The organism is Streptomyces sp. NPDC001381, assembly GCF_042895685.1.
Taxonomy (GTDB): Bacteria; Actinomycetota; Actinomycetes; order Streptomycetales; family Streptomycetaceae; genus Streptomyces.
On sequence record NZ_JBIAWO010000006.1, the window covers coordinates 136,551 to 162,964 of the forward strand.

The following is a 26,414-nucleotide window of genomic DNA, read 5'->3' on the forward strand; positions in this document are numbered from 1 at the left end:
TCTCTAACCACCGTTCGAGGGTGTCGTGGCGCACGTGTAGTACGGGGATTCGAGCGGGGCCCAGTCCGACGCTCCGGCGCTGTTGACGGCGCGGACCCTGAAGCACATGTGGGTGCCCGGGGCCAAGCCCTCCCAGGTGTAGGTGTTCCGGCCGCCGGGAACCGTCTGTGAGGTCTCCCCGTTGTTGATCTCGATCTCGGTCGGGTTGCCGGGGACATACCCCCAGGAGACGAATATGGAGGTCGTGTCCACAGGGAAGGAACCGACATCGGTGGGTGCGCCGGGAGGGGCTTCGGCGGAGGTTCCGGTCACCTGCAGCGTCATGGATTCGCGCCGTGAGTCGTCGAGCATGGTGACCCGTGCGGTGTAGGTCCGGCCCGGATCCTGGGGTGTGAAGACCACATCGAACGCGCAGGCCCCGGACCGGTCCGGAGGCGGACAGGAAGTCGGCTTCACCCGCCAGTTGGCCGCGTCGTCGACGGCCAGGGTGTCCTTGTCGCCGCAGCCCGGCAACACGGCGAACTCCATGTGCCGGGTTTCCTCCTTCCCGGCCGCCACCGGGCCGAACGTCTCGGGTCGCATCGAAACGACTGTGCACGCCCTGGGGCTGTCTTCGGGCTTCTTCGAGGGGGGCCCGGAGACTTTGTCCGTCGTGTCACGGGACCGGGATGGACGGGGTCCGTGCACCGAGGCCGGGGCCGACCGAGTCGGGGGGAAGGCCGTCGCCTGGTATGACGCAGCGGGCGCGGCCGCCGGCTGCTCACCGCCGTCGCCTGCGAGGCCCACGGTGAAGATGCCTCCGGCCACCAGGGCCGCCACCCCGATACCGATCGCCGTCGGGCTGGTGACGACCGCGGCTGCGCCTGATTTGGCGGCCCCCGACGCGGCCACGCCCGATTTGGCCGCGGCGCCGTGCAGAGCGCCCTGGCCGAGCACCGCCGCCGCTCCGGCCGTGACGCCGGCCGTCACCCCTGCCGCCAGCCCCAGACCGCGCCTGCGCACCTGCTCTTCGCGCGAGAAGTACGCCTCGTCTTCGGCCGATCCCAGCGCACGGGCCGCTTCCAGGCCGAACTCCAGGACTTGCCGCCAGGTGCCCCAGCGCAGCGTACGGGCGAACACCGGCGCCGCGGCCCGCGCCAGGTCCCGCACGGCCGCGTGGTCGCCCGCCCGGGCCGCTGCCGTGAGGACGTGGCAGATCGCGGCGGCTTCGCCGGCCACCTCGCGCCGGGCGGCCGCGGTCCGTATCCAGTCCGCCAGCGGGCTCGCGAATTCCGCCGCACCGCGCACAGTCCCGGACCGCTCAGCGACCAGCTCGGCGAACCGTCCCACGACGCGGTAGCCCGTGCTGTCACACACGACCAGGGCCAGCGACTCCAGCTCCGTGACGGCGGCGCGTTCCACGCCGCCCGCGAGCGCCGTGAGCAGGGCCGGTGAGAGGGAGAACGGCTCGAAGGCGCGAAGGAGACGCAGCAGCTTGCCCGCTTCGTCGCTCAGTCGGCCGGCGAGCCCGACCGCGAGCGCCGACTGGTGCACGTCGAAGCCCGTGCCGGCGAGGCCCGCCTCGGATTCGGGCTCTTCACCCGCGTCCGGCGTGGTCGCCGCATGGCCGCGTTCGAGGGCGGCAACGGCACCCGCGGTCTGGACGAGCGTCAGAGGGTGACCCCGTACGGTGGTGATCAGTCCTCTGGCCGCCTCCGGTTCACCGCCGCGCAGCGGGCGGCCGAGTTCCCGGGCGAGCAGCGCGAGGGCGTGCTCTTCGGCGAGTCCGTCGAGGCGCAACGCTCTCGCCCCGTCCCAGGCGATGCGCTCGGCACAGGCCACCACCACCTCGCAGCCCGGAGCGGCATCGACCAGGGCGGCCAGATCTTCGGGGGCGCCCTGGAAGTCGTCGACGACGAGGAGGGCGCGGACCGCCCCCATCAACCGCCGCACTCTGGCGTGGTCGGGCTTGTACCCCTCGGTCTCGAAACAGGCGTGGAAGAGGTCCTGGACGACATCCTCGACGGGCAGCCCGGTGGCCGGGAGGTAGATCACATCGCCGCCGCCGGGTCTCGCGGCGCGGTCCGCCGCCACGCGCCGCAGCAGCGCGGACTTGCCGACTCCCGGCGGCCCGTACACCTGCACCGGGTGTCCTTCGGACAGCCAGTCGTCGAACCGGGCCAATTCACGCTCGCGCCCGAGCAGTGCGGGAATGCGACCGGGCAGAGCCCGGCCCACGGGCCGACCGCGCCGCTCGACCTGCGGGGGTCCTTCGGGGCGCACCATGACGGAGGAGCCCCGTGCGGCGTTGACGACGACGGTCTGGACGACATTCCGACTGCCGACGACCACCTGTCCGTCGACGTCTCCGTGTACGTGGACGTTGTTCGCACTTGTCATTGAACTGTTCCCCCGCGGCGCCCGCACTGCCCCCGGGAAAGTCGTAACACGTCGTTTCAGGTGATCATGCGTCAAGTTTCGCCATTGCTCAGGAAATGACGCTTCTGGCGCGTGTACGGGTCACTGTTGTGCGCTGGGGTCCGGGTAGTTGTCACAGTGACGAGCCCCCGTTTTACCCGGGTGCCTGCCACCCGCCGATCTTCTACCCTGTGCCGGGGCGGCTGAGCAGGGGGTTGGCGATGAGCATGTACTTCGACATGGGTGACGAAACGCTGTGGAACCCGTCGAACGGTGCCGGCCGCCTCTTCCTGCGGCAGGTCGAGGTCTTTGAGGCGGAGCTCAAGCTGCCCTCGGGAATCGGCCAGGGAAGGCATTGGGGGGACCCGGACACACTCGAGGTCGATCCGGCCGTGTACGCGGAGTTCGTACGCGGCCTGGTCGCATGGCACTGCCGGACGGGGCACTTCGTGATCCTCGCGCTCTCCGAGGGGTTCGTGGCGACGGCGGTCGCGCTCGCGCGGCGGGCGGGAGTCGAGGTGGAGATGCCCGAACCGGGGCCCGGCCCTGTGTGGGGTGGCGTCCAGCGCGACGTGCAGGTTCCCGGCAGTCCCCGGACCGCGTCGGCCGTCGTCACCACGTTGGACATGCGGGCCCGGGAGATGGAGCGCTGGATGGCCTGCTGAGCCGGTGCGCCCAGGTCCCGGGTCGATCCAACCACCGGGACCGGCTTGCCGTTTCTGCCTTGCCCTCCCCCGGCTGAGGGCCGGGAGACGGGGTCGCTCGTGTCGGGATGCTCGGCATGTCTGGGCGCGCGCTGAGCTTCGGAACGGTGGCGGAAGCGTACGAACCGCCCCCCGACGGGACGCCTCCGGGTCATGAGATGCAGTGGCCGGGTACGGAGCTGCAACGGTCCGAGTGGTTCGTTGGCGTTCAGCAGTCCGTGATCGCACGGTGCGTGACGACGAGCGCTCGTGAGTGTCTTGGTCGTCTCTCCACCATCTCGGCCTATCTCGTCCTGCCGGCTGCGGAGCGAGAGCAGGTGTTCCGCCGGATCACGCGGGTGCTGCCGAACGGAGCAAGTGAACGGTCGCGTGGGACACGCCGTGGAAGAACTTGGGCGCCGTTGTCGATCCAGCGACGTCCCGTTCGACATCCTCATGGAGGACGCATCGCCATCCGAGGCGGCGACCGGGCCTGATGAGGAAACACATGGATCAGCTGCTGCGAGTGCAGAACTTCACCATCTCGAGCGACGGCGTCGCCGCGGGCGAGGACCAGAGCCTGGAGAGGCCCTTCGGCCACCACATCGATCCGGGCAGGCTCTTCTTCTGGGCCGGCGCCACGGCGAGCTGGCCCAACCGCACCGAGCCCGGGGGAAGCAGGGGCCTCGACGACTACTTCACCCGGGACTTCAGCCACAACATCGGCGCCGAGATCATGGGCCGCAACAAGTTCGGACCCCAGCGCGGCCCGTGGCGCGACCACGAGTGGCGCGGCTGGTGGGGTGACGAGCCGCCCTTCCACACGCCGGTGTTCGTCCTGACCCACCACAAGCGTCCGTCGTTCACGCTCTCCGACACCACGTTCCATTTCGTGGACGGCGACCCCGCCACCGTTCTCGCGCAGGCGCGGGAGGCCGCGCAGGGCAAGGACGTCCGGCTCGGCGGCGGCGTGACCACCATCCGGGAGTTCCTCGACGCCGACCTCGTCGACACCCTGCACGTGGCCGTCGCACCGGTGAAGCTCGGGTCCGGGCTACGCCTCTGGGACTCACCCGAACAGCTGCTGGACCGGTTCCACATGGAGGTCGTGCCCAGCCCGAGCGGCGTGACGCACCATCTTTTCTGGCGGAAATGACCAGAGAGACGACGCGGGAACCTCAGCACGGCTGACGCGAGCGTTCCGGCAAGGTGGCCCGGCGGGGGGACCGGGCCACCGTCTCGAGGAAGGCGTCACTCGTGGGAGACGGTGAACGCCACCGTCGCGTTGTCGCCGCCGCCACCGGTACGCGAGCAGGTGTAGTGCGCGGGCACGGTGCAGGAGTAGCTGTTCGAGCCGACGTAGGGGTTGTTCCAGTGCACGGTCACGTAGCCGGCCCCGGCGAGGAGGTACTGGACCTCACCTTCGGTGCCGGTCATGAAGCCGTCCGACTCGCTCTGCCAGGAACCGCTGCGGCCCGGCGGGATGTTGCCCGGGGGCAGCCGGTTGTCGGTCCAGATGCCCCCGTCGAGGCGGTCGTAGCTGCGGCCGAGCAGACCGCCGGTGTTGTTGTTGAGCGTGACGTACGTGCTGCGCGCGGCCTGGACGGTGGCCGGGCTGTGAGCCTTCGTCAGGGCCTTCAGGCGCTGGTGGCCGCCCGTGACGGTGAAGGTGACGTTGGCGTTGTCGCCGCTGCCGCCGCTGCGCGTGCACGAGTAGCCGTCCGGGACGGTGCAGGAGTAACTGTTCGAACCCGCCCACGGGTTGTTCCAGTGGATCTTGACCTGCCCACCGTCGACCGCGAAGTCGGCGTCGCCCTCGGTGCCGGTCATGAAACCGCAGGACTGACTGCCCCACGCGGTGGACCTGCCGCTGGGCAGATAGTCGGCCGGCAGCTGTCCGTCGGTCCAGCACCCGTGGGCGAGACCGGCCCAGACCCGCTGCATGCCGCTGCCGCTGTAGTTGTTCACCGTCACGCCCGTGCTGCGGGCGGCGGACGGTGCCGCGGCCGGCCGGGCCGCGTCCTGGTCCGCGGACGCGGAGGAGGGGGCGGACGCCGCCGGGGCGGGTTCGGCGGCGTGCGCGGACGGGACCGCTGCGACGAGGCCGCCGATCACCAGGGCGGCGCTCGACAGGGACGTGGCCACCGCGCGGGGCGTCATGGCGGCGGAGGTTCGGGGCGGGCGCTTCGTGCTCATCAGGACAGTCACCTTTCGGTCGGGAGGGACGACGGGCGGGATCACGCGGCGCTCGCGGCCTACCAGTACCAGAGGACCCAGTCGGGCCCCTGGGCCTGGACGTACTCGACCACGAACGACGCGGCGGTGCCGGCGAGCATCAGCAGCGCGCCGGCCGCCTCGGCCGACGCCCTGTCGGCGTACGCGCCGCCCCAGTGGCGGAAGTCGGCGGCGGTCCGAGCCGCGGCCGCGGAAGCCTGCGGCGCGACCTCGGGAGCCTGCGGCGCGACGGCCGGACTGCTCGGATGCGGGGACGCGGCGAGAGCCGCGGGCGCATCGGCGGCGGTGGCGGGCGGGGCGCCGGCGCCGGCCGTGACGACGGCTGCCACGACGGCGAAACCGACGGTGCCGAGGAGGCGTCGGACGGTGTGGTGGGCGGGGACGGGCATCTCCGTGCCTTTCTCATCCGGCCCGGCGGAGGGTGGACGGGCGTTGGCAGTGCACCGGGCACGCATCACCCTGCCGGGCCGGCGGGACGGCGGGCATCGTGGAAAACCACGAGCCGTCCGGGGGCGGTGCGCGTTCGCGATTCAGGACGTCCCGAACTCCGTGAGCCTGGCCAGGAGTTGCGTGCGGCGGGTGACGCCGAGTTTGCGGTAGGCGTGGGTGAGGTGGGTTTCCACCGTGCGGCGGGAGAGGTGGAGTTCGGCACAGATCTGTACGTTCGTCCGGCCCTGGACGGCGAGGTCGACGATCCGCCGCTCGGACGGGCTGAGCGGGCTGTCGCCGTCCGCGGGCGCCGCCCGGCACGTTCGACGGGTGGCGTGGGCGGCGACGGCGTCCCGGGCCTCGACGACCACTCTGCCCTCACCGGTGGTGGACCGGGCCAGCAGCCGGACCGCCAGGTCGTGGGCCTCGCGGAGATCGGCGCTTCCCTTGCGGCGGTTGCCGACCAGGATCCGTGCCCGGCCGAGATCCAGCAGCGACTCGATCAGCTCGACGGGCGCGGGCGCCGTCCGGAGCAACGCCACCGACTCGGTCAGCGACTCCAGCGCCTGCCGGCTGCCGACCACGGCGGCACGGGCCCGCAGCGCCCGGCCGACCGTGCGCGGGGTGCCCCAGGTGCGGGCGTGCGCCAGTTCCTCGTCCGCGAGCGCGCGGCCCTCCACCGGCCGGCCGAGCCGCGCCAGCGCCAGGGCCGCACCGGAGCGCCACGGCGTGGCCACCGGGCTGACGAAGTCGCGGGCGTCCTGACCGGCCCCGCAGGCCAGGAAGGCGTCGAGCGCCGCCTGGTGGTCGCCGTCGTACGCGTGCAGGACACCTCGGGCGTAGTGGAGTTCGTTCCATTCCCAGGAACTGTCCGGGGTCTCCTCTCCCCCGCGCCCCAGGAGTCGCCAGGCCGCCTCGCGCTCGCCGAGCTCGTACCGGGCACGGGCCACCATGGCCGTGAGGTGGTTCAGGCGGATGCCGCGTTCCGTGCAGGCGTCCAGCAGCGGGGCGTTCTCGGCGAGGGCGCGGCCGAAGTCACCGGCCATCAGGGCGGCTTCGGCCCGCACGCTGACCAGGCACTGGTGTCCGGCGTCGGCCGGGTCGGGCAGCGCGGGCGGCGCGGGGAGGCACGCGTCGGCGAGGGCGCGGGCGTCGGCGAGCCGGTCGGCCCACTGGAGCAGGGTGGCCGCGCTGCCGAGCCAGGCGGTGCGGATCCTCGGGTCCACCGGTTCCGGTGCGGCGAGCCGCGGGAGCACCAGGTCGAGCACCGCCGTGGCGGACAGCCGGCCTGCCCCCGCGTCGTACTCGGCGACCAGCGTGCGCATCAGCGGTTCGGTCGCGGCGGGCGCGGTGGCCACCGACTCCCGCATCCCGGCCACCGCGTCGCGCCAGGCGACGGCGTCGTGCGAGGCGATGAGGGCGGCGACCGAGCGGAGCGCGTCGGCGCACCGGGCGTCGTCCGCCGTCCGGTTCTCGCGACGCAGGACCTTCAGCGCGCTCTCCGTCCGTCCCTGTGCTGCCAGGGCCGTGCCGAGGGCCGATGCGACAGCGGCCCGGTGGCCCGGGTCGGCGTGCAACTCCAGGGCGGCGCGCAGGCGGCGGACGCCCGCGTCGGCGTTGTGGCGCAACTCGAGGCCGCCCAGGCGCAGGGTGATGTCGGCGCGGCGGCCCACCGGGAGGGGGCCGGTGAGCGCGTGGCGGAGGAAGGCGGTGGCCTCCGCCGTCCGGCCCACGCGCAGCGCCTCTTCGGCGGCGTCCTCCAGGGACTGCGTCATCCACTGCTCGGTGAGCGGGTCGAGGTGCACGAGGTGGGCGGCGACGGTCGTCGCGGACGCGCCGCTCTCGTCGAGCTCGCGCGCCATTCGGCCGCGGATCACGGCGAGTTCGGCCGGGTCGGCGGCGCCGAGGGCGGCTTGGCGGGCAGGCGGCTCGGACAGGATCCGCGCGAGGTGGTCGGCGCCCGGCGGAAGGGTGCGGAACTCCGGTCCCAGCGCTGCGACTTCGCGCATCATGGCGCGGGGATGCGGGCAGTGCTGTGCGGCGACGGCCAGGGCGAGGACGAGGGCGCGGACGACCGGGTCGGCGCCGGCTCGGACCCAGTGCGCGATCGTCCGGCCGTAGCGGCCCGGTCCGGGCTCACCCGCCGCGTCGGCGAGGAGGGCGTGGACGAGGGCCGGGTTGCCGTGCGCCTCCTCCGCGACGCTGCCGGCGAGCCGGCGGACGGCGGCCGGGCTGAGCGGGTCCAGGTGCAGCGTGGTGCCGGCAGCCTCGGGCAGCGGGCCGACGAGCCCGTCGGCGCTCGCGGTCAGCAGGAGGAACACCGGCAAGCCCACGAGCCGACGGGCCAGATAGCCGAGCCAGCGCTTCGACGGTGCGTCGGCCTCGTGCACGTCGTCGACGGCCAGGAGCAGGGGTTTTCGGCGCGCGTCCCGGGCGACTGCGTCAAGGAGGCGGTGAAAGGTCCGCTGTTCGGCCACGGAGGATTCGCAGGCGAAGGGTATTTCCTCTTCCGTCGCCGGAAGGAGCTGGCGCACCAGGGCGAACGGGAACGCTCCCTCCTCGCGCGAACCGCGCGCCTGCCGGACGGCCATCGCTCCGCGCACCGACTCCTGCCCGACCACGTCATCAAGCAGTGCGGTACGCCCCATTCCGGGCAGCCCTCTGACCAACAGCCACCGCCCGGTCCCGGCCCGCGCGGACGCCCCCGCGTTCGCCGCGAGGGCGCCTGCCTCATCCCGTTCGAGCATCGGGTTCCCCACTCGTTCCCTCCTGCGGCGTACCGGTCTTCCCTGCTCAGGTAGATGGCATTCCGGAGAGTGAGGGGCTGTCGACTATCGGTCAGATTTCCGGTCGGGGAACCGCACGCTCATGTCCTGAACAGGCCCGCACGCGGCTCCACATGACCTTGGACCGGTCACCGCCTTGATCTCAACCACACTTGAGGTTGCACCATGCTCCACATGAACGCGGAACCCGCGGCGTACGCCGCCGACATCGAAGCCATCAAGCAGGTCGTCGCCACCGTCGAACACTCCCAGCAGCACAAGGACCCCGACGCGTTCCTCGCCCTCTTCCACCCCGACGCGGTCTGGACGACGGCTCACGGGAAGGTTCTCATCGGCCTCGACGCGATCTCGGAGTTCACCCACAAGGTGCTCCCCGCGGCCCACTGGGACGGCGAGGTCAGGTACGAGGTGGTCCACGTGCTCTTCATCCGCCCCGATGTCGCGGCGGTCAAGGTACGTCAGCGCTACCTGGGCGGCAGCGACGAGAGCGAGGGCGCCCCGCTGTACGTGATGAGCAAGCAGGACGGCGGTCGCTGGCTGCTGACCGCCTGCCAGAACACGGGCGTCGTGGCCGACTGATCACTTTCGGACGGATCGGCCTCGGCGGCGGCGTCGCACAGGCCAGGAGGGCCGGGTTGCGGGTGGGCGACCGGAGGCCCGGGAGCGTGGTGTCACGGGCCAGCGGCCGGTGGCGCGCGGGGCCGGGGCTGCCCTGTCACCGTCCCAGGTACGCGTGTGTGACCGCCAGGGCCGCCGCCATGATGCTCAGCTGGGGGTTCACTTCGGGACAGCCGGGGAGCAGGGCCCCGTCCGCGACCAGCACACCGCGCACGCCCCGCAGCCGTCCCGTCCCGTCCACGGGAAAGCGCTCCGGGTCCGCACCCGCCGCGACCGTGCCGGTGGGGTGGTAGGCCGAGAGATGCAGCTGCCGCGCGCTCGTGCCGGCGAGGACCGTGTCGAGGTCCGTCAGACTGCGGACCCGGGGCGCGGCGGGGATGCCGGTGAGGACTTCCTCGGCGCCCGCGGCGAACAGCAGCTCGCCCATGGCGCGTGCCGCCCGCATCAGACGGCCCGCGTCGCGGCGGTGCAGGTCGTAGCGGAGCAGCGTGCGGTCACGGCCGAGCACCCGGCCGGAGGGCAGGTCGGCGATCATCGCGCCGAGGGTGGCCAGCCGGTCGGCGCCCTCCAGTTCACGGCGCAACTCGCCGCCCACTCCGGGCAGCACGAAGGAGCCCATGCCCGGTGGGGTGGCGGTGGCCTCGATGAGGACGCCTGCGTGGTGATGTTCCTCCACGCCCACGCTCTGCAGCACACCCTGCCAGGCGGTGACCGGTTCCGTGAAGCGTCCGGCGACGCTGGTGGCCGGGTGGACGCTGAGGTTCCGCCCGAGCCGGGGATGCCGGCCCAGGCCCGAGCGGCGCAGCAGCGGCGGTGACGAGAGGGCGCCCGCGGCCACGACGACCAGAGGGGCGAGGATCTCGAACCCGTCGTCCTCCCGGCGCACGCGCACCCCCGCCGCGCGCGGCCCGCCCGGCCGGTCCGTGTCGACGAGCACGCGCTCCACCCGCGCTCCGGTGACGACGCGGGCCCCGGCGGCGCAGGCGTCGGGGAGCACGGACAGCTGCACGCTCTGTTTGGCGCCGGTCGGGCAGCCCACGACGCATTGACAGGAGCCCTTGCAGCCGGGCGCGTTGCGGCGCAGCGGGGCCGCGTGCCAGCCGAGCCTGCCCGCGCCGGTAAGGGCGATCCGGCCGTTGCCGCCGAGGACGTCCAGGGGCTGGGTGGCCACGCGCAGGGTGCGCTCCGCGTCGTCCAGGTGGCGGTCGAGGTCCTCGGCGAGCGCGAATCCGAAGTCCGTGCTCCAGTGGGCGAGGACATGGCCGGGAGTGCGGTAGCACGTGCCGGAGTTGACGACGGTGGTGCCGCCGACGGCCCGGCCCACCGGCAGCAGCAGCGGCGGGCTGCCGACGGCGACGGTCGCTCCGCCGTCCCGGTACAGCTCGGCGAACCGGTCGAGCGGTGTGCGGCGTCCGAACGATGCGGTGGGGTGGTGCTGTCCTTCTTCCAGGACGACCACGTCGAGCCCCGCCCGGGCCAGGGTCCGCGCGGCCATGGCCCCGCCCGCCCCGGATCCGACGACGACGGCGTCGGCGGTGGACCGCGCGGGCCAGGCGTGCGACGGTACGCAGTCGAGCGGTGGGTCCGCCCGCGGGAGCCCGTGTCCCGGCAGGCCGTCCTCGAGCATCCGCTCGGTGCCGGCCGCGAGGAGAACGGGCACCTTGAGCAGGTCGAGGAGCGGCAGAAGCGCCGGCCGTGCGACGAGCCCGGCCAGCACCGACTCGCGCTCGGGGCCGGTGAGCGCGGCCAGTGGGCGCCCGGTCCGCGCCATGGCGTACGCGTCGAGGCCGCGCGCCGCCGCCCGTACGCCGACGCGGGCGGGGAGCGGCATCGAGGCGAGGACCGTCTCCAGCCTCGCGGGGACGCGGGTGGGCCAGTCGGCCGTGCCGTCGTCGGCGATGACGGCGGCCACCAGGCCGGTGAGGCTCATCGGTGGCCCACCTCCGCATGGGCCGTTCCGTCCAGCGTCCATTCCCGCTCGGTGCGCCAGCCGCCGAACCACCATCGCTCGAGCCGGACATGGGCGTCGGCGCGTTCGCTGTTGCGGCAGGTCGCGCGGGCGCCGTCGGGGTCGGTGTAGTTCAGGGAGAGGGTGCGGTCCGCGGGCTGGGTGACCTTCACGCGGATCCGGCGCAGTCCGGCGCGGCCGGTGACCGTCCAGGTGGGCAGGCCGATGGCGGCGCGGAATCGTCCCGCTCCGGCCCAGCCGACGGCCGCGCGTTCGGGGCGGCGTGGCCAGGCGCGGCCGCCCCGGCGCAGACGGAGGAAGACCAGTGGGGGGAGCCTGCGCAGGCCCGGGCGCGTGGAGACCGCGGCGACGATCTCCAGGATGTCGCCGCCGCCGAGGTCCGCGTGCAGCCAGGCCCAGCGGCGGGCGTTGCCGTGACCGTAGATCCGGGCGGACGCGCCCGGGGCCGCGGTGAGCGTCAGGGGCGTGCCGTCATGCGTGAAGGTTCCGTTGTAGAAGGCCCGTGCGGCGGGAAGCATGTGGGCGGCGGGCAGCACCGGCCGGCGCCACGCCCACCGGGGAAAGGTGAACAGCGGCTCGGCCACGGGCTGTTCGGTCAGCTCCCAGTGCAGCGAGCCGCCGTCGGCCGACCCGGTCAGACGTCCGGGCCCGGCCAGGACTCCGTCCGCGCGGAATCCGGCCTGGCCGGCGGTCCACGGAACGGGTCCGAAGCGCGCGTGCCGTACGGGTCCGTCCTGGGGGAAGAGGGCGGCCCAGCCGTGTGCGTACGGCTCGGATCCGTCGGCAGGCGCGGTCAGTTCATGGTGCAGCCACACCCCGCTCCCGGTCGCCGGGTCGGTGAGGGTGGTGTACCAGACCTCGGTACGTCCTGGCTCGCCGTTCCAGCGCGGCGCGAGGAGCGCGTCACGGTTCTCCCGCCGGGGGAAGCGGAAGCTCGCCAGGAACGGGGCGAGCTGTGTGGCCAGGGGGAAACGCAGGGATCCGGTGCCGATGGGCGCGCCGTCCTCGTACACGGTGTACGGCAGTACGGTCATCGAGGCCACCGGTCTGCGCGGTGTCACGGACTTCCAGCCGTCGAGGGTGAGCCTGCGGCCGTCCGCGGTGAACGCGATGCGGTAGCGGATACGGCGCCTGGAGAACGGCGAGATCTCCAACTCGCCGCGGACGTCCGGGTCGTCGGCCCAGCCCGGGACCCGTATCCGGCCGGTGGCGCGGGCCTCGGTCGTGCCGGTCAGCCGCATGACATGGTCCGCTGAGACGGTCAGGTCGAGGCGTAGCGGGCGGGTGCGGTTCTCGTGGTGGAGTCGCAGCGTGCCGACCATGGCTTCGCGGAAGACGGTGCCGCGACCGGAGGTGGTGCTCTTCGGGGGCGAGGCGGGGAGCGTGCTCATGCGAGACCCTCCAGCATGATCCGTTCGGTGGCCGTCAGATACTCCTCGGCCGCGCGCCGTGCGCCGGTCGCGTCGCCGTCGACGACCGCGTCGACGACCGGGCGAAGGCGCCCATGGGCCGCGGCGGCGTCCGTGAAAGGACGGACGAGCGCGGCGCGCACCGGCAGGTAGGCGTTGAAGAGCGTGTTGGTCAGCAGGACGTAGACACGGTTGCCGGTGGCGCGGGCCAGGGCCCGGTGCACCTCGATGTCGGCGAGCTGCACGGCGTCGCCGCCCTCGGCCTCGCTCACCGCGGTCAACAGGCTGCGCAGCTCGGCGCATTGCCTGTCCGTCGCCCGGGCGGCCGCGCGCTCGGCGATCAACGCGCCGATACTGCGCCGCACTTCGAAGATCTCGCCGAGCCAGTCGGGGCTGTGCCGGACGAGCATGGGCAGCAGGTCGGCTCCGCCGAGGCGCAGGTAGTCCCGTACGCGGGTGCCGACGCCGTGGCGGGTCTCCAGCAATCCGGCCTGCACGAGCCGGCCGAAGGCGTGCTTGAGAGTCGTCCGGGTGACTCCGTAGCCGTCGGCGAGACTGCGCTCGGGTGGCAGGTAGGTTCCGGCCGGGTGCCGCCCGGTGAGGATGTCCTCACGCAGACGGCTCTCCAGCACGTCGACGATGGTTTCGCGCGGCAAGGGCTCCACACGGTCCTCCCCAGTGGCTCAGTGGATGAGCCACTCAACCAACACCCGTTGACGAAGTCAATGCCCCAACCACCGGTGTGGGCAGGCCCGTTACGGATGCGTCAAGGCCGAGATCCTCGCCGGTGCTCGGAGTGGTCAGCCCGCGTAGGGGCCCCTGACGACACTGTCCCCGGAGTGGTCCGGCTTGCCGTTGTACGGCTGGACGGAGACGTCGACCACCGAGTACTCCTCGAGGTCGATGTTGTCGGGCACCGGCAGCACGGCGTGGCCGTCCGGGCCGAGGACACCCATCGAGACGAGTTTGCTGTGGGAGCGGTCCATCAGCCAGACCTCGAAGTAGCCCTGGGTCTTCGGCAGCCCCTTGACGGTGATGTCGAGGGTGCGGTGATCGCTGCTGCCGTCGAGCCGGGCGTACCCGGCCGAGCGGGGCTGGAGGGAGTCGAGCCGTCTGCCGTCCTCGGCGGAGGTGCTGGAGGTGTTGTCCTGGGTGACCCACCAGGTGACCGCGCTGCCCGCGCCGGCGCCCAGGAGCGCGGCGCATGCGGCGAGCATGACGGTGAAGCGGGCGAGACGGCGGGGCCTCGGCAGGGAGCGCACCGGCGTCCCCGGGTCCGCGGCGTCCGTCGTGGCCGACGGGGCGTGGTGTCCGGTGGGCGGCGGCCGGAGGCTCGCCGGACCTTGTCCGGGCGCGCTTGCGCCGGTCGCCCCGGTGGTGTGGGAGGCCAGGTCGAGTTCTCCGGCGATGGCCTCCCACAGGTCGTCGGGCGGGGCCATCAGGTCGTCGTCATGAGGCAGGGGCGTCTTGACCGTGGCGACCACGCGGCGCAGTGCCTCGAGTTCCTCCGTGCAGCGAGCGCAGTGACGCAGGTGCTCCTCGGCGGACGGGGAGGGTACGTCTCCGATCGCCATCAGCGCCAGCGTCTCGTCATCCGCGTGCTTCACCGTCCACCTCCAGCCTGTTCTTCAGGCGCATGAGCCCGCGCCGGGTGTGGGTCTTGACCGTGCCCAGCGGCAGCCCGGTCCGTTCGGCGATCTGCGCTTGGGTGAGATCTTCGTAGAAGGCCAGTCGGAGCACCATCTGTTGCTCTTTGGAAAGTCTCTCCAGCTCGTCCGTCAGCAGAACGTAGTCCACGACGGAGTCCGACGGGGAAATCTGCTGCCGGTCGTGGTCGGGCGTGGACACGATGCCCACTGCCTCGACGTCGCGCAGCTGCCGCGACCGCCGCGTCAGGGCGTCGGCCACCTTCTTGTGCGTGATGCCCATGAGCCAGGTCTTCAGTGACCCACGTCGTGGATCGTACCCCTCACGGCCGCGCCAGGCCCCGACGAACACCTGCTGTGCGACGTCCTTGGCCTCCTCGGCGTCGCCCAGCTTGCGGGCCGCCACCGTGAACACCAAGGCTCCCCAGCGGCGGTAGGCCTCGTTGAGGCACGCTTCATCGCCGTCTGCGAAACCGTGGCCGAGGTGCTCGTCGGAGACGGAGGTCACACGGGACACACTAGCGGCCAGAACCTGCGAGCCGCCCCATGCCGAGGTCACTTCGCCGCCTCCACGGCCGTCACGACGAGATTGTTCTGGTAGCCACCGTCGTCCGGCAGGTAGGGGCCCGTGCAGGTGATCAGTGTCAGGGCGGCCGGGCCGTCCGTGCGGAAGGCACCGGACGCCGCCAGCGCCTGTTTGGCGACGGTACGGCGGGAGACGACGCGGTAGTCCACGCGGCTGCCGTCCGCCCGCTCGACCGTCACCCGGTCGCCCTGGCGCACGTCGTTGAGGGCGACGAGGACTCCGAGGCCGCGATCGTCGGAATCGACGTGGCCGACGATCACGGACGACCCAGCGGGTGCACCCGGCTGCGGCGAGTAGCGGTACCAGCCCACGCGGCGCGGGTCTTCCGGTATGGCGACGCGGCCGTCGTCGGTGACGCCCACCGGATCGACGGCGGCGCGCAGATCCAGGCGCGGCAGGCTCAGCCGCGTCGGGGCGGGAAGGGACACAGGTGTGGCCGGCGAGCCGTACTCCCCGGCGCCTGCGGGGGCCGGGGCCGCGCCGGACGCCGTCGGACCGGTGGGGGCCGGGGACGCCGCCGCGGGAGCACCGGGGGCGGCGCTCGTGACCGGCTCGGTGCCGAAATCTTCGGCGTCGGCGCGCACGCCGGCGGAGCCGGCACGCACCACGAGGACCACGGACGCGGCGAGCCCGCAGAGCGCGACGGTGAGACCGATCAGCAGCGCGGAGCGAGAGCTGAGCCAGTTCATGCGGTGGTTCCTCTTCACCGGTGGGGACGTGGTGTGCCGCCGTCGCCCTCGCGGCACACCACGTCAGGGGCAGGGTCTGAGCCGCGGACGCGTCCGGAGGGGCTCAGCGCGCGGTCGTGCGCAGCCGGTACAGCAGACCGGCTGCCCCCAGGAAGGACACGGCGCCCAGAGACAGCGCGCCCAGCGGCAGGCTCGCGTTGTGCGCGGCGGCCCGTCCGCTCTCGCCGGCGTCCGCGCCCGCCGGTGCGGAGTGCATGCCGGTCAGGGTCTGGGTCTTGAGCGCCAGGTTCTTGTCCGCGGCGCTGCCCCAGGCGTACACGACGGTGTTCGTGCCCTCGGCCAGGTTCAGGTCGGCCGGGCCGATCGCCACGGTGTCGGTGCCGGCGAGTACCACGTCGGCGCTGACCGTCCCGGCCGCCACCTCGCCCTTGGCTTCCTTGGGGTTGACCAGGCCCTTGAACACGGGTGTTCCGTCGGCGCGGACGTCGACGGCGGGTGCCGCGGCGACGTGGCGCACGGTCAGCCGGGCCTTTCCGGCCGGCACCTTCGCCATGTCGTTGACGAAGGTGTCCAGCGCGGGCTTGCCGTCCGCCGTCAGGTGGGCGACGAGGGTGGCGTTCGCGCCGGCCGGCACGTCGACCGTCTTCTCGACGGCGGGCGTTCCGTCGGGCCCCTCACCGTCCTTGAAGATCTTGATGTCGTAGGAGCCCGCGTCCAGCTTCATCGGGTCGGTGAGCGTGCCCGGCTCGAAGTCCGGGATCAGTTCGTCGTTCCCCGCGTACACGTCGACCGTCAGGCCCGGTACGGCGTGCAGTACGGAGACGGTGGCCTGCTCGCCCGTGGCGTTCGGCTGGGCGAGCGCAGGAGCGGCGGCGGCGACGGACACAACGACGGCGACACCGGCGGCAAGGGCGGCACCCGCGGCTCGTGCGGTCATGGCGGTTCCCTTCGATCGAGTCTGTCTCGCATCTGTGAGGACGCATTCCGCCACCTGGGCGGGGTTGGTTTCACCCGCCGCCGAAAATTCTTCTCGGGCTCCCGCTCGACTCGGGGCGCGCCGGCTCTGGGGCTGGAACGCGCCTGGTCAGGGCCCTGCGTGCCCTGCGCTGGCGTGATGGGTTTGGGGATCGAGGTCCTGATCGTGGACTGGCCGCGGGCGGAGGCGGCGCCCGGCGACCGGGAGACGCTGCTGACCGATGCCGCCTCCGGAGAGGCGTACAGCGATGATCTCTTGATCGCGGGATGGTGGCAGCGGGCGGCACCGCACCTGGAGAGTCTGCGCATGCCGTTCACCCGGCATGCCGCGGATTCCAGCGGCTGGATCACGACCTTCGAATCGTTCGCGTACCTGCTCACCGACTGGGGAGAGGTGGTCACGGAGGCGGAGCGCCGCGGCTGGGGCATCGTCGGCCTGCGCTGCTGAGCGCCGCCACGCGTCCGGATCCAGCAAGATCAGGCTGACACCGCACGGCTTCGGGCGGTGGGCCCCTGCCGAGCCGGCAGGGGCCCACCGCATCAACGGTTCATGTCCTACCGTCGGCCGGCCGCGTGGCGGCCCGGCCTCACCTCAGGTGCCGGGTGAAGAACTGGGCCGCGGCCTCCCCCGCGAACTGCGGGACGCCGGTGTGCCCGCCCATGTGGGCGTGCAGGGACTTCTCCTGGGAGCCGAAGGCGTCGAACAGGTCCAGGGCCGCCTGCCGGTCGTTGCCTTCGTCGTCCCACTGCAGCAGGACGTGCAGCGGAATGGTGACCTGGCGGGCCTCCTCGAACATGGCGCGAGGCACGAAGCTCCCGGCGAAGAAGCCGGCGGCCACGATGCGTGGCTCCACCGCCGCAAGGCGAACGCCGATGGAGATCACTCCCCCGGAGTACCCGACCGGGCCGCCGATCTCGGGCAGCGGCAGGAGGGCGTCGAGGGCGGCCTGCCATTCCGGGACCGCTTTGTCGACGAGCGGGAGGATGAGGGCGTCGATGATCTCGTCACCGACCGGCTCGCCGGCTTCCACAGCCCGGCGCAGGCCGGCTCGGGCCTGCTCGGCGGCGGCCCAGCGGGGGCGGTCACCGCTCCCCGGAAGCTCGATGGTGGCCGCGGCGAAGCCGTCCGCCGCGGCGTGTCGGGCCCGCGCCACGAGCCGGGGGTACATCGTGCGCAGTCCGAGCGGGGGATGGCCGAGCAGGATCAGCGGCGCCGGTGCGGGTGCGGATGCGGGCGTCCACAGGATGCCGGGGATGTCGCCGAGGGTGAATTCGCGTTCGAGGACGCCGTCGTCGAGGCGTTGTCCGGAAGTGAAGTGAAGGGGCATGGTCGTGCCTTTCGGGAGTGCGCTGGAACGGCGCTCCCGGACGACCTATCGCCCGACCGTGACCCCGGAGGGGAGCACCCATGTCGAAACGTTCACGGGTACCACCTCCTCGTTCTCTCGCACGGCCTCGGCGAAGGTAGCAGCGGCCGCCGTGGTCCGCCAGTCCGGTCCAGGGCCGCGGCAGTTGCCATACCGGCTGCGGGGGTGGGGGATGGCTGTGCTGTCGTCGCCCTTGCCGGCCCGCGAGAGGGAGGAGACCCCCTGCGCACCGCCCGCCCCGGACTCGTCGCCGCCCTGCGTGCCGGGGGCTTCGGCCCTCGCGGAGTCACCGGGCGATGATGCCGACTGCGCAGGTCACCAGCAGGGTCATGCCGGCCAGGGCGACGGTGAGGGGGACGGCCAGGCGTGGGCGGGTGTGAACGAGGTGGAACAGGCCCCCGCCGAGCAGTGCGGCGAGCACCGCGAACATCAGCACGAGCAGCGCGGTCGTTGTGGTCATGGGGGTCCCTCGGTCGGTCCGGTACGGCTGCACCGATCATGGAAGGCGACCAGGTGTTGCGGCACGCGCAAACCATTGCGACTTCGCGCAACGGCACGGAGTTCGAGGGAAGGGAACGGATGTCACAGGGGGAACTGCCGGGTCCGTACCGGCCGCGCTCGATGGTCTTCCAGAGGGACGTCGACCGGGCTCACGTCGGGGCCGAGCGCTACGAACTCGCCCTGGCGTTACGCGATCTGGCCCAGCGTCTGGGCGTGAGCCTCAGCCGTTACGCGGTCCGTGTCTCCTGGGACCGCTCCACGCTCTCGCGCTACTTCAGCGGTGTGCTCGTGCCGCCCGCGGAGTTCGTGGAGCAGCTCATCGACGACGGCGACCGGGAGACGAGCAGTGAACTGACGCCGGCGGCCCGGGACCTGGTGCGCAGGCTGCACCGCAGTGCCCTGCGCGCCACGAGTCCGCAGAGCGCCGCCCTTCAGGACCTGCGGGACGAGCTGGCGGCCGCCGACCGGGAGAGCCGACATCTGCAGCAGGAGACCGAGCTCCTGCGCGAGATGGTCCGCAGCGCGCACGAGCGGCTGCGGGAACAGCAGGTGCGGCTGCGGCAGCTGGAGCACGCCGGTGCGGCCGACCGGCTCGCACACCGGGCCGAACTGGCCCAGTGGACAGCCGACTTCGCCTCCGTACAGGCCGAGCGGGATGCCCTCCAGGCGACGCTCACCCGATTGTCGGCAGAGCTGGCGGACGCCGAGGGCCGCGCCCGGGACGCCGAGGAGCGGTGCGCCGTCCTGGAACAGCGGTTGGAGACGGCAGAGGCCCAGGCCGAGGAGCACGCGGCGGGGGCCGGGGAGCCCGGCGACGACCTCGCGCGCGCGGGCGCCGCAGGGCACCGGGACGTCTTCATGGCCACGGGGGCCACGAGGACCACGAACGGTGACGGCGTCAGCTTCCACCTCGGCATCACCGCGGCGCTGGGCGCCCGTCTCGCGCAGACCCTGGACGAGCAGGCAGCCGTGCCGCTGACCGAGGCGGACGTACGGATGCTGGCCCCCGGGCCGGGGATCTTCCAGCTGATCCGCAGGGCTCCCGACCGGGCGGATGAACCCGTCTATCTGGGGAAGGCCGACCACTCCCTGCCGCGACAACTCGAGGACGCCCGGATGAAGATCCTGGGCCGCGAGCACCTCTTGCCCGAGGAGATGTACTTCACGTCCGTCTACGTCGAGGACGATCTGTCCGCGGTCGCGCCCGAACTGCTCGTCCTGAAGCACCTGCGGGATGAGCGCGGGATCGAACTCCCCTGGAACCGGAACGGATTCGGCTCCCGGGAGGCGGGCCGCAACCGGGACCGGACACAGCTCAGCGCCCTGCACTTCGACATGGTCCACCCGATCGACCTGGGCTGGGTCCTGCACGACGACGGGCGCCAGCGGGTGTGGTCCGTCAGGGACTTCGCCGGCCACGTCAAAGCGCGGCTTCCCTACGTCTTCCGGTACACCTTGGCACGCGGGCACGCCGATGCGGCGTTGACGGAGGTTCCTCCGGGGCCGCTGAGAGCCGACGCGGCTTTCCGGATCCTCGCGCGCGGCCTCGGACCCTCCTGGCAGGTGAGCGCCCTGAAGGGACGGGTACTGCTGTACGAGGAACACACCGACTATCCCAGCGCCGTCCGCTACTACCGCGGCGAGGACGTCCTGGACGCCTGATGCCGTGACCGGGCGCACTTCCGGGGTGCACGGCCCGGCGGCGAGCACCCACTCGACGAGGGGCAGCTTGCCCGACGTGGGGGCGCCGGGGTGGGGATGCGGCCCGGCGTGGGAGTCAGTCGGTGGCCGGGGCGACGGCGTACTCCTCGTCGGTGACGGGGGTCAGCCACCGCACGACGTCGTGGTCGGCGTCCCCTTCGTTGATGGCCACGTGGACCATCAGCCGGTCGGGCGCGGCGCCGTGCCAGTGCTCCTCGTCGGCCTCGAACAGGACGCGGTCACCGGGCCGGACGACCTCGACCGGTCCGCCGCGGCGCTGGCAGAGACCGATTCCCTCGGTGACGAAGACGGTCTGGCCCAGCGGGTGGCGGTGCCAGTGGGTGCGGGCGCCGGGCATGAAGTGGACGAGGGCCGCGGTGACCCGGGACGGGGCCGGAGCTGCGGCGACGGCGTCGATGTAGACGTCGCCGGTGAACCAGTCGGCGGGGCCCTTGACGGTGGCGATCGAGCTGCGGGTGATCTGCACGGTTACTCCTTGTGGTGGTCAGGGCTTGAGGAGGGCCTTGATGGCGCGGCGCTCGTCCATGGCCCTGTAGCCCTCGGCGACCTGGTGCAGGGGCAGGGTGAGGTCGAAGACCCTGCCCGGGTCGATGGCGCCGGTCAGGACGCGGTCGACGAGGTCGGGCAGGTAGCGGCGTACGGGGGCGGGGCCGCCGCGCAGGCCGACGTGGGAGAAGAACAGTTCCTGTCCGTCCACGGCGACGTCGTGGGGGACGCCGACGAAGCCGACGTTGCCGCCGGGCCGGGCGGAGCGCAGGGCCTGCTGCATGGCCTGGGCGGTGCCGACGCACTCCAGCACACTGCCGGCACCGATCCCGCCGGTCAGCTCCTTGATGCGCTCGACGCCTTCGTCTCCCCGCTCGGTGACGATGTCGGTGGCGCCGAACTCTCGGGCCAGCCGCTGCCGGGAGGCGTGGCGGGACATGACGATGATCCGCTCCGCACCCATCGCCTCGGCGGCGATCACCGCGCACAGGCCGACCGCGCCGTCCCCGACCACCACGGCGGTCGAGCCGGGCTTCACCTCGGCGGCGTCCGCGGCCCACCAGCCGGTGCCCATGACGTCGGAGACGGCCAGCAGGCTCGGCCAGAGTTCCTCGCCCGGGACATGGTCGGTGGCGACCAGGGTGCCCTGGGCGTTGGGGATGCGCACGTAGTCGGCCTGGCAGGTGGACATGAACTCGCGGTGCAGGCAGTGCGACTGGAAGCCGTTCTCGCAGTTGGCGCAGGTGTTGTCCGAGGTGGCGAAGGAGCCGATCACGAACTGGCCCGGCCTGACCGAGGTGACCTCGCTGCCGACCTCCTCGACGAAGCCGACGTACTCGTGTCCCATCGGGTGCGGCTCGTCCGTCGGCTCCAGGCCGCGGTAGGGCCACAGGTCGGAGCCGCACACGCAGGTCACGGCCGTGCGGATGACGGCGTCGGTCGGGTTGAGGATCTTGGGGTCGTCGAGGGTCTCGAAGCGGATGTCGCCGGGGGCGTGGATCACTGCGCCGCGCATGACAGAAGTTCCTTTGCGTGCCGAGGCGTGGGGCACCGGAGGTCCGGGGCCGTCGCCGGGTGCAGGGCCAGGTGCACGCCGGGCGTGCAGGCCGGGCGGTAAGCACCATGTCATCCAGGTAACCCGCTCTTCGCAGGGGTAGCGAGACACCGTCAAGGGGTGTACCGCCAGTACATCCCTACTGCGGCGGGTGGGACGTACCGTCGAAGGCGTGGACAACCAAGCAGAGGTCCGCGAGTTCCTCACCTCGCGACGAGCGAAGATCACCCCCGAGCGGGCGGGCCTGCCGTCGGGCAGCCGACGCCGGGTGCCCGGCCTGCGCCGCAGCGAGGTCGCCGCGCTGGCCGACGTCAGCGTGGAGTACTACGCCAAGCTGGAGCGCGGCCACCTCGCCGGCGTCTCCCCGGCCGTCCTGGAAGCGGTCGCCCGTGCCCTCCAGCTCGACGACGCCGAGCGCGCCCACCTGCTGAACCTGGCCCACGCGGCAGACGGCTCCGACGCCCTCACCCGGCCCCGCCGCAGCACCAGCCGGCGGGCGTGGACTCCGCACCGGAGCCTGCAGTGGGTGCTGGACGCCGTCACCGCCGGCCCCGCCTTCGTCCGCAACGGCCGTATGGACCTGCTCGCCACGAACCGGCTCGCCCGCGTCTTCTACGACGACGTCTACGCCACGTCCCACAACCAGGCGAACCTGGCCCGCTTCACCTTCCTCGACCCCGCGTCGCGCCGTTTCTACCCCGACTGGGAGCAGGTCGCCGATGTCGCCGTCGCCATCCTGCGCACCGAGGCCGGCCGCGACCCTCATGACAAGGACCTGCACGACCTCGTCGGCGAGCTGTCCACCCGGAGCGACGACTTCCGCACCCGCTGGGGCGCTCACGACGTCCGCCACCACGGCACCGGGACCAAGCGGTTCCGCCACCAGGCCGTCGGCGAACTCACGCTCGCCTACGAAGGCCTGGAGATGGCCGCCGAACCCGGTCTCACGCTCACCGTCTACACCGCCGAGCCCGGCTCGGCCTCGGAGGAGGGACTGCGGCTGCTCGCCTCCTGGGCCGCCACTCAGGACGCCGGGTCCCCGGCGGAGCGGGGAGCCGGCTGACACCACCAGCGGCATCGGCTCACGGGCGGGAGGAGCCGACACGTATGCCGGCGCCGTGACCGTACAGACGGCGACGATGCCGAAGCTCTACCACCTGTCTCCCCCGCATTCGGCAATTCACGAAAAGACGGCATTCATACAGCTCAGCTTTTCCATAGCGGCAGATGTCGGCTTGCGTGACCGTCAGAATCCTCTGGGTGATACGTCTTCCCGAACACGCGCGGCGACAGCGCGTCGGCAAGGTCCTGCTCGTTCTGCTCGGTGTGCTGTCCCTGGGGGTCTTCGCCTGGATAGGTGTTTCCAGCAGCGACACCGCAGGTCAGATCACGGGCGTGGCCGGACTGGCCGTCTCCGTGGCGGGGCTGGCCCTCGCGTTGGTCCCGTTCCTGCAACCGCCGCCTCCGGCGAGCGAGAGAGAACTGGCGGACATCCTCGCGGAGACGCTCCAGGGCCAGTGGGACGACGAGGTGGGGGCCCGCAGACTGCGGGACCCGTCGGTGATCCCCCTGGTGTGGTCCGCCACCGAGCGGTCAGTCGCCGACACCCCGAACTCCATCGCCGGTTCCAGCGGCACCCGGATCCGGTCCCAGGCCCTCGAGGGGCGCCTCCACGGCAGCTTCGACGAGGCGATTCGCCGGCTGGGTGACGGATACCGCCAGATCCCCAGCGGACGTCTCGTGGTGCTCGGCGAGCCCGGAGCCGGCAAGACCGTGCTGGCCATCATGCTCGTGCTCGGCCTTCTGGAAAGCCGCGAGAGCGGTGTCGCGGTACCCGTTCTGCTGTCGGTGTCGAGCTGGGACCCGGTGAGCGAGTCGCTGGACGACTGGATCGTGCAGTCGCTCGCCACGTCCTACTACAACGGCCGTCCCGAGGTCCCCCGCCGTCTGCTCGGCCGACGCCTGCTGCTGCCGGTGCTCGACGGCTTGGACGAGATGCCCGAGTCGGCGCGCCGCAGCGCGGTCCGCGGCATCAACATCGCTTGCGGTGACGGGCGGGGGGTGGTCGTGACCTGTCGGTCGGCGGAGTACGAGGACGTGATCGCGGGCGGCGCGCCGGTCCTGCGCCGGGCGCCGGTGGTGGAAGTCCGGCCGGTTCCCGCGCCGGACGCTCGCGCCTACCTGAGTGCCGTCGACTGGCCGGAGGCGACCGACTGGAGCGAGGTCTACGAGCGTCTGGAGTCGGAGCCCGACAGCGCCGTGTCCACAGCGCTGTCGACCCCGCTGATGCTGTCCCTGGCCCGGACCGTCTACCAGCACTGCCCCGAGGCCCCGGCCGCTCTTCTGGACCACGCCAGTCGACACGAGGTGGAGGACCACCTCGTCGACCGGGTGATCGTCGCGGCGTACGCGCCCCGACAGGCACCGGGCGACCTGTCCAGCGCCGGGCCCGACTGGCGAGTGCGGGCCGATGAGGCCGAGCGCTGGCTCACGTACCTGGCCAGGTACCTGCACCAGTACCGCGAACGCGACCTCGCCTGGTGGCTGATGAGCGGCCGCCTGCTGTCCCGCTGGGCCGGACCTGCCATCGGTATCGGGCTGGGGATGATCGTGCTGCTCGGGGCGTGCGCCGTGGCCGCCCTCATGCTCACGACCACGACCGAAGACGTTCTGGCCGTCGGTGCCGGCACCGGAGGCGGCTTCGCCGTCCTGGCGATGTTCATCTGGTTCGCGGCCCCCGAACGTCCCCCCGGCCGGCTGTCGTTCGCCGTACGCGGATCCCTGGGCCGACTGCGCCGCGGATATGCCACCGGGCTCGCGCTGACCGCGATTCCCGCCGTGCCCCTGATGGCCGCGGCGGCCGTGACCACCTCGATCGACACCGGGTGGTCGGCCGACGAGGTATGGGGCTACTTCGCCGGGATCACCACGCTGGTGGCGGTCGCCTCGTCGGTCGGTCTGGCACTGGCCGTGCACAACTGGCTCGACGCGCCCCCCGAACGCTCGATCCGGGCCGACCCACTGGACTTCCTCGTCCAGGACCGCAAGTCGTCCTTGACCGCGGCGCTGTGTGCCGGAACGGTGCTGTCGCTCTCCGCGTTCCCCCTGCTGGCGATCGTCGTGCTGGCGGACTCCGTCATCGTGGCGGTGGCCACCGGTTGGTCCCACGAGCCGATCCTCGCCGCTGCCTTCACCGGCCTGGCAGTCGACGACCTCGGCGGCGGCCTGCTCGTGACGATCTGCCTGGGCGGAGCCGGAACGGTTCTCGCCCTGCTCGTCCTGCTGACGAGGGCCTGGCCGCGGTTCCTGCTGACACGTCTGGTTCTCGCGGCGCAGCGCCGGCTTCCGTGGCATCTGATGGCCTTTCTCGCCGATGCGCGGCGGCGGCAGTTGCTGCGCCAGTCCGGTGGGACCTATCAGTTCAGGCATGTCCGCCTCCAGGAACGGCTGGCGAGCCGGTCGCTCGCCGAGGACCGTGAGCCGCCCGATCCGGGCGTCGTCGGCCGGCGGCGGCGTCGGCTGACCGTGACGGTCGCGGTGGCCGTCGTGGCACTGTGCCTGATTCTGGGCAAGGCCCTGCCCAGCGACACCTCGCAGGCGACCTCGATCACCGGTGACATCGACGGCATGGTGCTCAGCCCGGACGGCTCGACCGCGCTCACCGTCTCCAGCGGGGAGATCACCCGCTGGAACGCCGGGACGGGGGCGCCGGCGGGATTGCGGCACCGCCCGCAACTGCCTTCGACGGAAGGACTGTTGAGCATCACGGAGACGGCTGCCGGCCGGATCGTGGCCTACCAGGGGGGCACGATCCGTGTGTGGGACGCCGTCACCGGCAGGCAACTGGGACACCCGAAGTCGGTCCGCCTCCACGGCTACCAGGACAGGAGTCACCGCTGTGAGTGGGACATGGATCAGTCCATCACTCTCAGCGGTGACGGCACGCGCCTGGCCCTCGAGGGCAGACGCTGCCTGCTGGTCTGGGACGTCGTCGAAGAGGCTCCCGTTGCCCTGGCGTGGCTGGACGACGAGGACTTCGGACGGCAGATCGGGCTGAACGAGGACGGTACGCGGCTGACCGTGTGCGGCCCGGTCGACCTCGGATCAGGCGGTGTCCTCGTCAGACGGTGGGACCTCGCGAGTGCCGCCGACGCGGACGACGTCCCCACCATCGACGAGTCCGGGCGGTCAGACATCCGTCTCCAGGACCACTCCTATCCGATCGCGTTGAGTGGCGACGGCACCCGTCTCGCGGCCGTCCGGGACAACGAGGTACGCGTGTGGGACACGGGCGTGGTCCAGGGGACCGGACGAGGGACGAGGGTCGCGGATCTCACCGGCCATGTCTCGGACATCGACTACCTGGCGCTCAGCGAGGACGGAAGCACGCTGGCCGCAACGGCCGGGGACAGTGCCCGCTTCTGGACCGTCATGCCTCGGGGCGGCCCGGGCGGGGTTTCCGCCCGGAGCCGTCCCGGACGTGTTCCCTGACGAGGCCCGGAGCTCGGCCGGGCCGCCTGCCGGCGCCGCCGCCTCGATGTCTGCGCTGACGGCGGTGTGCCTGTGGCCGAGAGAGGCGCCCCGATGAGGTCATGCCTCGTTTGAAGCAGCGCATCACACGGAGGGACCGGCTCGGACAGGCGCGCCAAGGGTGAAAGGTCACCACAGGCACTGCCTGCGAAGACGTGAACCGGCACGCTGAAGAGCGAGCGGATTAGCACGACGAACGGCGTCGTCGCCGATCACGAAGCCGCGTTCGAAGAGAGAGCAGTCGCCTTCGACGGTGTGAAGGGCCCCGCCCGGGCCTTGTCCCACCTCGGCGGGGACGTCACGGTCTGTGCGGGGGGCGGATGTGACACAAC

Annotated in this window: 22 protein-coding genes; 7 read left to right on the top strand and 15 right to left on the bottom strand. The window is 72.3% G+C overall.

Annotated features, from left to right (window positions below; translation table 11 throughout):
* Window positions 1-3 precede the first annotated feature (3 nt).
* A complete protein-coding gene (locus tag ACFY2L_RS26555) occupies window positions 4-2,379 on the bottom strand; it encodes a fibronectin type III domain-containing protein (protein WP_390823606.1) in 2,376 nt (791 codons plus the stop codon).
* Window positions 2,380-2,618: 239 nt separating this feature from the next.
* On the opposite strand from ACFY2L_RS26555, the gene ACFY2L_RS26560 reads away from it, so the two are divergent.
* Both ACFY2L_RS26560 and ACFY2L_RS26565 read left to right on the top strand, forming a co-directional pair.
* Window positions 2,619-3,062 carry a DUF6086 family protein gene (locus ACFY2L_RS26560; RefSeq protein ID WP_390823607.1) on the top strand — a complete coding sequence of 148 codons (444 nt, stop codon included), beginning with the start codon at window positions 2,619-2,621 and terminating at the stop codon, window positions 3,060-3,062.
* 526 nt (window positions 3,063-3,588) lie between these two features.
* Window positions 3,589-4,236, top strand: a complete 648-nt coding sequence (locus ACFY2L_RS26565) for a dihydrofolate reductase family protein (protein WP_390823608.1) — start codon at window positions 3,589-3,591, stop codon at window positions 4,234-4,236.
* Between the two features lie 95 nt (window positions 4,237-4,331).
* On the opposite strand, the gene ACFY2L_RS26570 is transcribed toward ACFY2L_RS26565, so the two are convergent.
* The 3 genes from ACFY2L_RS26570 to ACFY2L_RS26580 form a co-directional block, all read right to left on the bottom strand.
* Complete coding sequence (locus ACFY2L_RS26570) at window positions 4,332-5,276, bottom strand: Crystal protein ET79 (protein WP_390823609.1); 945 nt, start codon at window positions 5,274-5,276, stop codon at window positions 4,332-4,334.
* A 59-nt stretch (window positions 5,277-5,335) separates the two neighbouring features.
* Window positions 5,336-5,704 carry a hypothetical protein gene (locus tag ACFY2L_RS26575; RefSeq protein WP_390823610.1) on the bottom strand — a complete coding sequence of 123 codons (369 nt, stop codon included), beginning with the start codon at window positions 5,702-5,704 and terminating at the stop codon, window positions 5,336-5,338.
* A 141-nt stretch (window positions 5,705-5,845) separates the two neighbouring features.
* Entirely contained in the window at window positions 5,846-8,491 is a 2,646-nt protein-coding gene (locus ACFY2L_RS26580; RefSeq protein ID WP_390823611.1) for a LuxR C-terminal-related transcriptional regulator, read from the bottom strand.
* Between the two features lie 204 nt (window positions 8,492-8,695).
* Between ACFY2L_RS26580 and ACFY2L_RS26585 the strand changes: the two genes are divergently transcribed.
* Entirely contained in the window at window positions 8,696-9,109 is a 414-nt protein-coding gene (locus ACFY2L_RS26585) for an SgcJ/EcaC family oxidoreductase (protein WP_390823612.1), read from the top strand.
* Window positions 9,110-9,245: 136 nt separating this feature from the next.
* Here ACFY2L_RS26585 and ACFY2L_RS26590 read toward each other — a convergent pair whose 3' ends face one another.
* The 7 genes from ACFY2L_RS26590 to ACFY2L_RS26620 all read right to left on the bottom strand — a co-directional run bounded on the left by ACFY2L_RS26590 (window position 9,246) and on the right by ACFY2L_RS26620 (window position 16,384).
* Entirely contained in the window at window positions 9,246-11,078 is a 1,833-nt protein-coding gene (locus tag ACFY2L_RS26590) for a GMC family oxidoreductase N-terminal domain-containing protein (RefSeq protein WP_390823613.1), read from the bottom strand.
* Entirely contained in the window at window positions 11,075-12,508 is a 1,434-nt protein-coding gene (locus ACFY2L_RS26595; protein WP_390823614.1) for a hypothetical protein, read from the bottom strand. The genes ACFY2L_RS26590 and ACFY2L_RS26595 overlap by 4 nt, the downstream gene beginning before the upstream one ends.
* Window positions 12,505-13,191 carry a FadR/GntR family transcriptional regulator gene (locus tag ACFY2L_RS26600; RefSeq protein ID WP_390662145.1) on the bottom strand — a complete coding sequence of 229 codons (687 nt, stop codon included), beginning with the start codon at window positions 13,189-13,191 and terminating at the stop codon, window positions 12,505-12,507. Before ACFY2L_RS26600 ends, ACFY2L_RS26595 begins: the two co-directional genes overlap by 4 nt.
* Window positions 13,192-13,326: 135 nt before the next feature.
* Window positions 13,327-14,133: an anti-sigma factor domain-containing protein gene (locus ACFY2L_RS26605; RefSeq protein WP_390823615.1), complete on the bottom strand. Its 807-nt coding sequence runs from the start codon at window positions 14,131-14,133 to the stop codon at window positions 13,327-13,329.
* Entirely contained in the window at window positions 14,117-14,680 is a 564-nt protein-coding gene (locus ACFY2L_RS26610) for a sigma-70 family RNA polymerase sigma factor (RefSeq protein ID WP_390662143.1), read from the bottom strand. Before ACFY2L_RS26610 ends, ACFY2L_RS26605 begins: the two co-directional genes overlap by 17 nt.
* 47 nt (window positions 14,681-14,727) lie before the next feature.
* Window positions 14,728-15,447 carry a class F sortase gene (locus ACFY2L_RS26615; protein ID WP_390823616.1) on the bottom strand — a complete coding sequence of 240 codons (720 nt, stop codon included), beginning with the start codon at window positions 15,445-15,447 and terminating at the stop codon, window positions 14,728-14,730.
* Window positions 15,448-15,550: 103 nt separating this feature from the next.
* A complete protein-coding gene (locus ACFY2L_RS26620; protein WP_390662141.1) occupies window positions 15,551-16,384 on the bottom strand; it encodes a DUF4397 domain-containing protein in 834 nt (277 codons plus the stop codon).
* A 177-nt stretch (window positions 16,385-16,561) separates the two neighbouring features.
* Between ACFY2L_RS26620 and ACFY2L_RS26625 the strand changes: the two genes are divergently transcribed.
* Window positions 16,562-16,870 (top strand): hypothetical protein, encoded by a 309-nt coding sequence (locus ACFY2L_RS26625; RefSeq protein WP_390662140.1) that lies wholly within the window; start codon window positions 16,562-16,564, stop codon window positions 16,868-16,870.
* A gap of 139 nt (window positions 16,871-17,009) precedes the next feature.
* Here ACFY2L_RS26625 and ACFY2L_RS26630 read toward each other — a convergent pair whose 3' ends face one another.
* Window positions 17,010-17,750, bottom strand: coding sequence for an alpha/beta hydrolase (locus ACFY2L_RS26630; RefSeq protein WP_390823617.1), 741 nt, complete (start codon window positions 17,748-17,750; stop codon window positions 17,010-17,012).
* A 325-nt stretch (window positions 17,751-18,075) separates the two neighbouring features.
* The gene (locus ACFY2L_RS26635) at window positions 18,076-18,249 is read right to left on the bottom strand and encodes a hypothetical protein (protein ID WP_390662138.1); all 174 of its coding nucleotides are present in this window, start codon (window positions 18,247-18,249) and stop codon (window positions 18,076-18,078) included.
* Window positions 18,250-18,368: 119 nt separating this feature from the next.
* Between ACFY2L_RS26635 and ACFY2L_RS26640 the strand changes: the two genes are divergently transcribed.
* Complete coding sequence (locus tag ACFY2L_RS26640; RefSeq protein WP_390823618.1) at window positions 18,369-19,952, top strand: helix-turn-helix domain-containing protein; 1,584 nt, start codon at window positions 18,369-18,371, stop codon at window positions 19,950-19,952.
* Between the two features lie 115 nt (window positions 19,953-20,067).
* Here the strand turns inward: ACFY2L_RS26640 and ACFY2L_RS26645 are convergent, their stop codons facing one another.
* Both ACFY2L_RS26645 and ACFY2L_RS26650 read right to left on the bottom strand, forming a co-directional pair.
* Window positions 20,068-20,478 (bottom strand): cupin domain-containing protein, encoded by a 411-nt coding sequence (locus ACFY2L_RS26645; RefSeq protein WP_390662136.1) that lies wholly within the window; start codon window positions 20,476-20,478, stop codon window positions 20,068-20,070.
* 18 nt (window positions 20,479-20,496) lie between these two features.
* Window positions 20,497-21,513 (bottom strand): zinc-dependent alcohol dehydrogenase family protein, encoded by a 1,017-nt coding sequence (locus tag ACFY2L_RS26650; RefSeq protein WP_390823619.1) that lies wholly within the window; start codon window positions 21,511-21,513, stop codon window positions 20,497-20,499.
* Window positions 21,514-21,724: 211 nt separating this feature from the next.
* Here ACFY2L_RS26650 and ACFY2L_RS26655 point away from each other — a divergent pair, with 211 nt between their 5' ends.
* Together ACFY2L_RS26655 and ACFY2L_RS26660 are read left to right on the top strand one after the other, a co-directional pair.
* Entirely contained in the window at window positions 21,725-22,615 is an 891-nt protein-coding gene (locus tag ACFY2L_RS26655) for a helix-turn-helix domain-containing protein (protein ID WP_390662134.1), read from the top strand.
* 197 nt (window positions 22,616-22,812) lie between these two features.
* On the top strand, window positions 22,813-26,043 hold the full coding sequence (locus ACFY2L_RS26660) for a hypothetical protein (protein ID WP_390823620.1): 3,231 nt from the start codon (window positions 22,813-22,815) through the stop codon (window positions 26,041-26,043).
* The last annotated feature ends 371 nt before the right edge of the window (window positions 26,044-26,414 follow it).

Bases quoted from the DNA above. Each gene is read 5' to 3' on its own strand.
- ACFY2L_RS26555 (WP_390823606.1), bottom strand. From the start codon at position 2,379: ATGACAAGTGCGAACAACGTCCACGTACACGGAGACGTCGACGGACAG.
- ACFY2L_RS26560 (WP_390823607.1), top strand. From the start codon at position 2,619: ATGAGCATGTACTTCGACATGGGTGACGAAACGCTGTGGAACCCGTCG.
- ACFY2L_RS26565 (WP_390823608.1), top strand. From the start codon at position 3,589: ATGGATCAGCTGCTGCGAGTGCAGAACTTCACCATCTCGAGCGACGGC.
- ACFY2L_RS26570 (WP_390823609.1), bottom strand. From the start codon at position 5,276: ATGAGCACGAAGCGCCCGCCCCGAACCTCCGCCGCCATGACGCCCCGC.
- ACFY2L_RS26575 (WP_390823610.1), bottom strand. From the start codon at position 5,704: ATGCCCGTCCCCGCCCACCACACCGTCCGACGCCTCCTCGGCACCGTC.
- ACFY2L_RS26580 (WP_390823611.1), bottom strand. From the start codon at position 8,491: ATGCTCGAACGGGATGAGGCAGGCGCCCTCGCGGCGAACGCGGGGGCG.
- ACFY2L_RS26585 (WP_390823612.1), top strand. From the start codon at position 8,696: ATGCTCCACATGAACGCGGAACCCGCGGCGTACGCCGCCGACATCGAA.
- ACFY2L_RS26590 (WP_390823613.1), bottom strand. From the start codon at position 11,078: ATGAGCCTCACCGGCCTGGTGGCCGCCGTCATCGCCGACGACGGCACG.
- ACFY2L_RS26595 (WP_390823614.1), bottom strand. From the start codon at position 12,508: ATGAGCACGCTCCCCGCCTCGCCCCCGAAGAGCACCACCTCCGGTCGC.
- ACFY2L_RS26615 (WP_390823616.1), bottom strand. From the start codon at position 15,447: ATGAACTGGCTCAGCTCTCGCTCCGCGCTGCTGATCGGTCTCACCGTC.
- ACFY2L_RS26620 (WP_390662141.1), bottom strand. From the start codon at position 16,384: ATGACCGCACGAGCCGCGGGTGCCGCCCTTGCCGCCGGTGTCGCCGTC.
- ACFY2L_RS26625 (WP_390662140.1), top strand. From the start codon at position 16,562: ATGGGTTTGGGGATCGAGGTCCTGATCGTGGACTGGCCGCGGGCGGAG.
- ACFY2L_RS26630 (WP_390823617.1), bottom strand. From the start codon at position 17,750: ATGCCCCTTCACTTCACTTCCGGACAACGCCTCGACGACGGCGTCCTC.
- ACFY2L_RS26635 (WP_390662138.1), bottom strand. From the start codon at position 18,249: ATGACCACAACGACCGCGCTGCTCGTGCTGATGTTCGCGGTGCTCGCC.
- ACFY2L_RS26640 (WP_390823618.1), top strand. From the start codon at position 18,369: ATGTCACAGGGGGAACTGCCGGGTCCGTACCGGCCGCGCTCGATGGTC.
- ACFY2L_RS26650 (WP_390823619.1), bottom strand. From the start codon at position 21,513: ATGCGCGGCGCAGTGATCCACGCCCCCGGCGACATCCGCTTCGAGACC.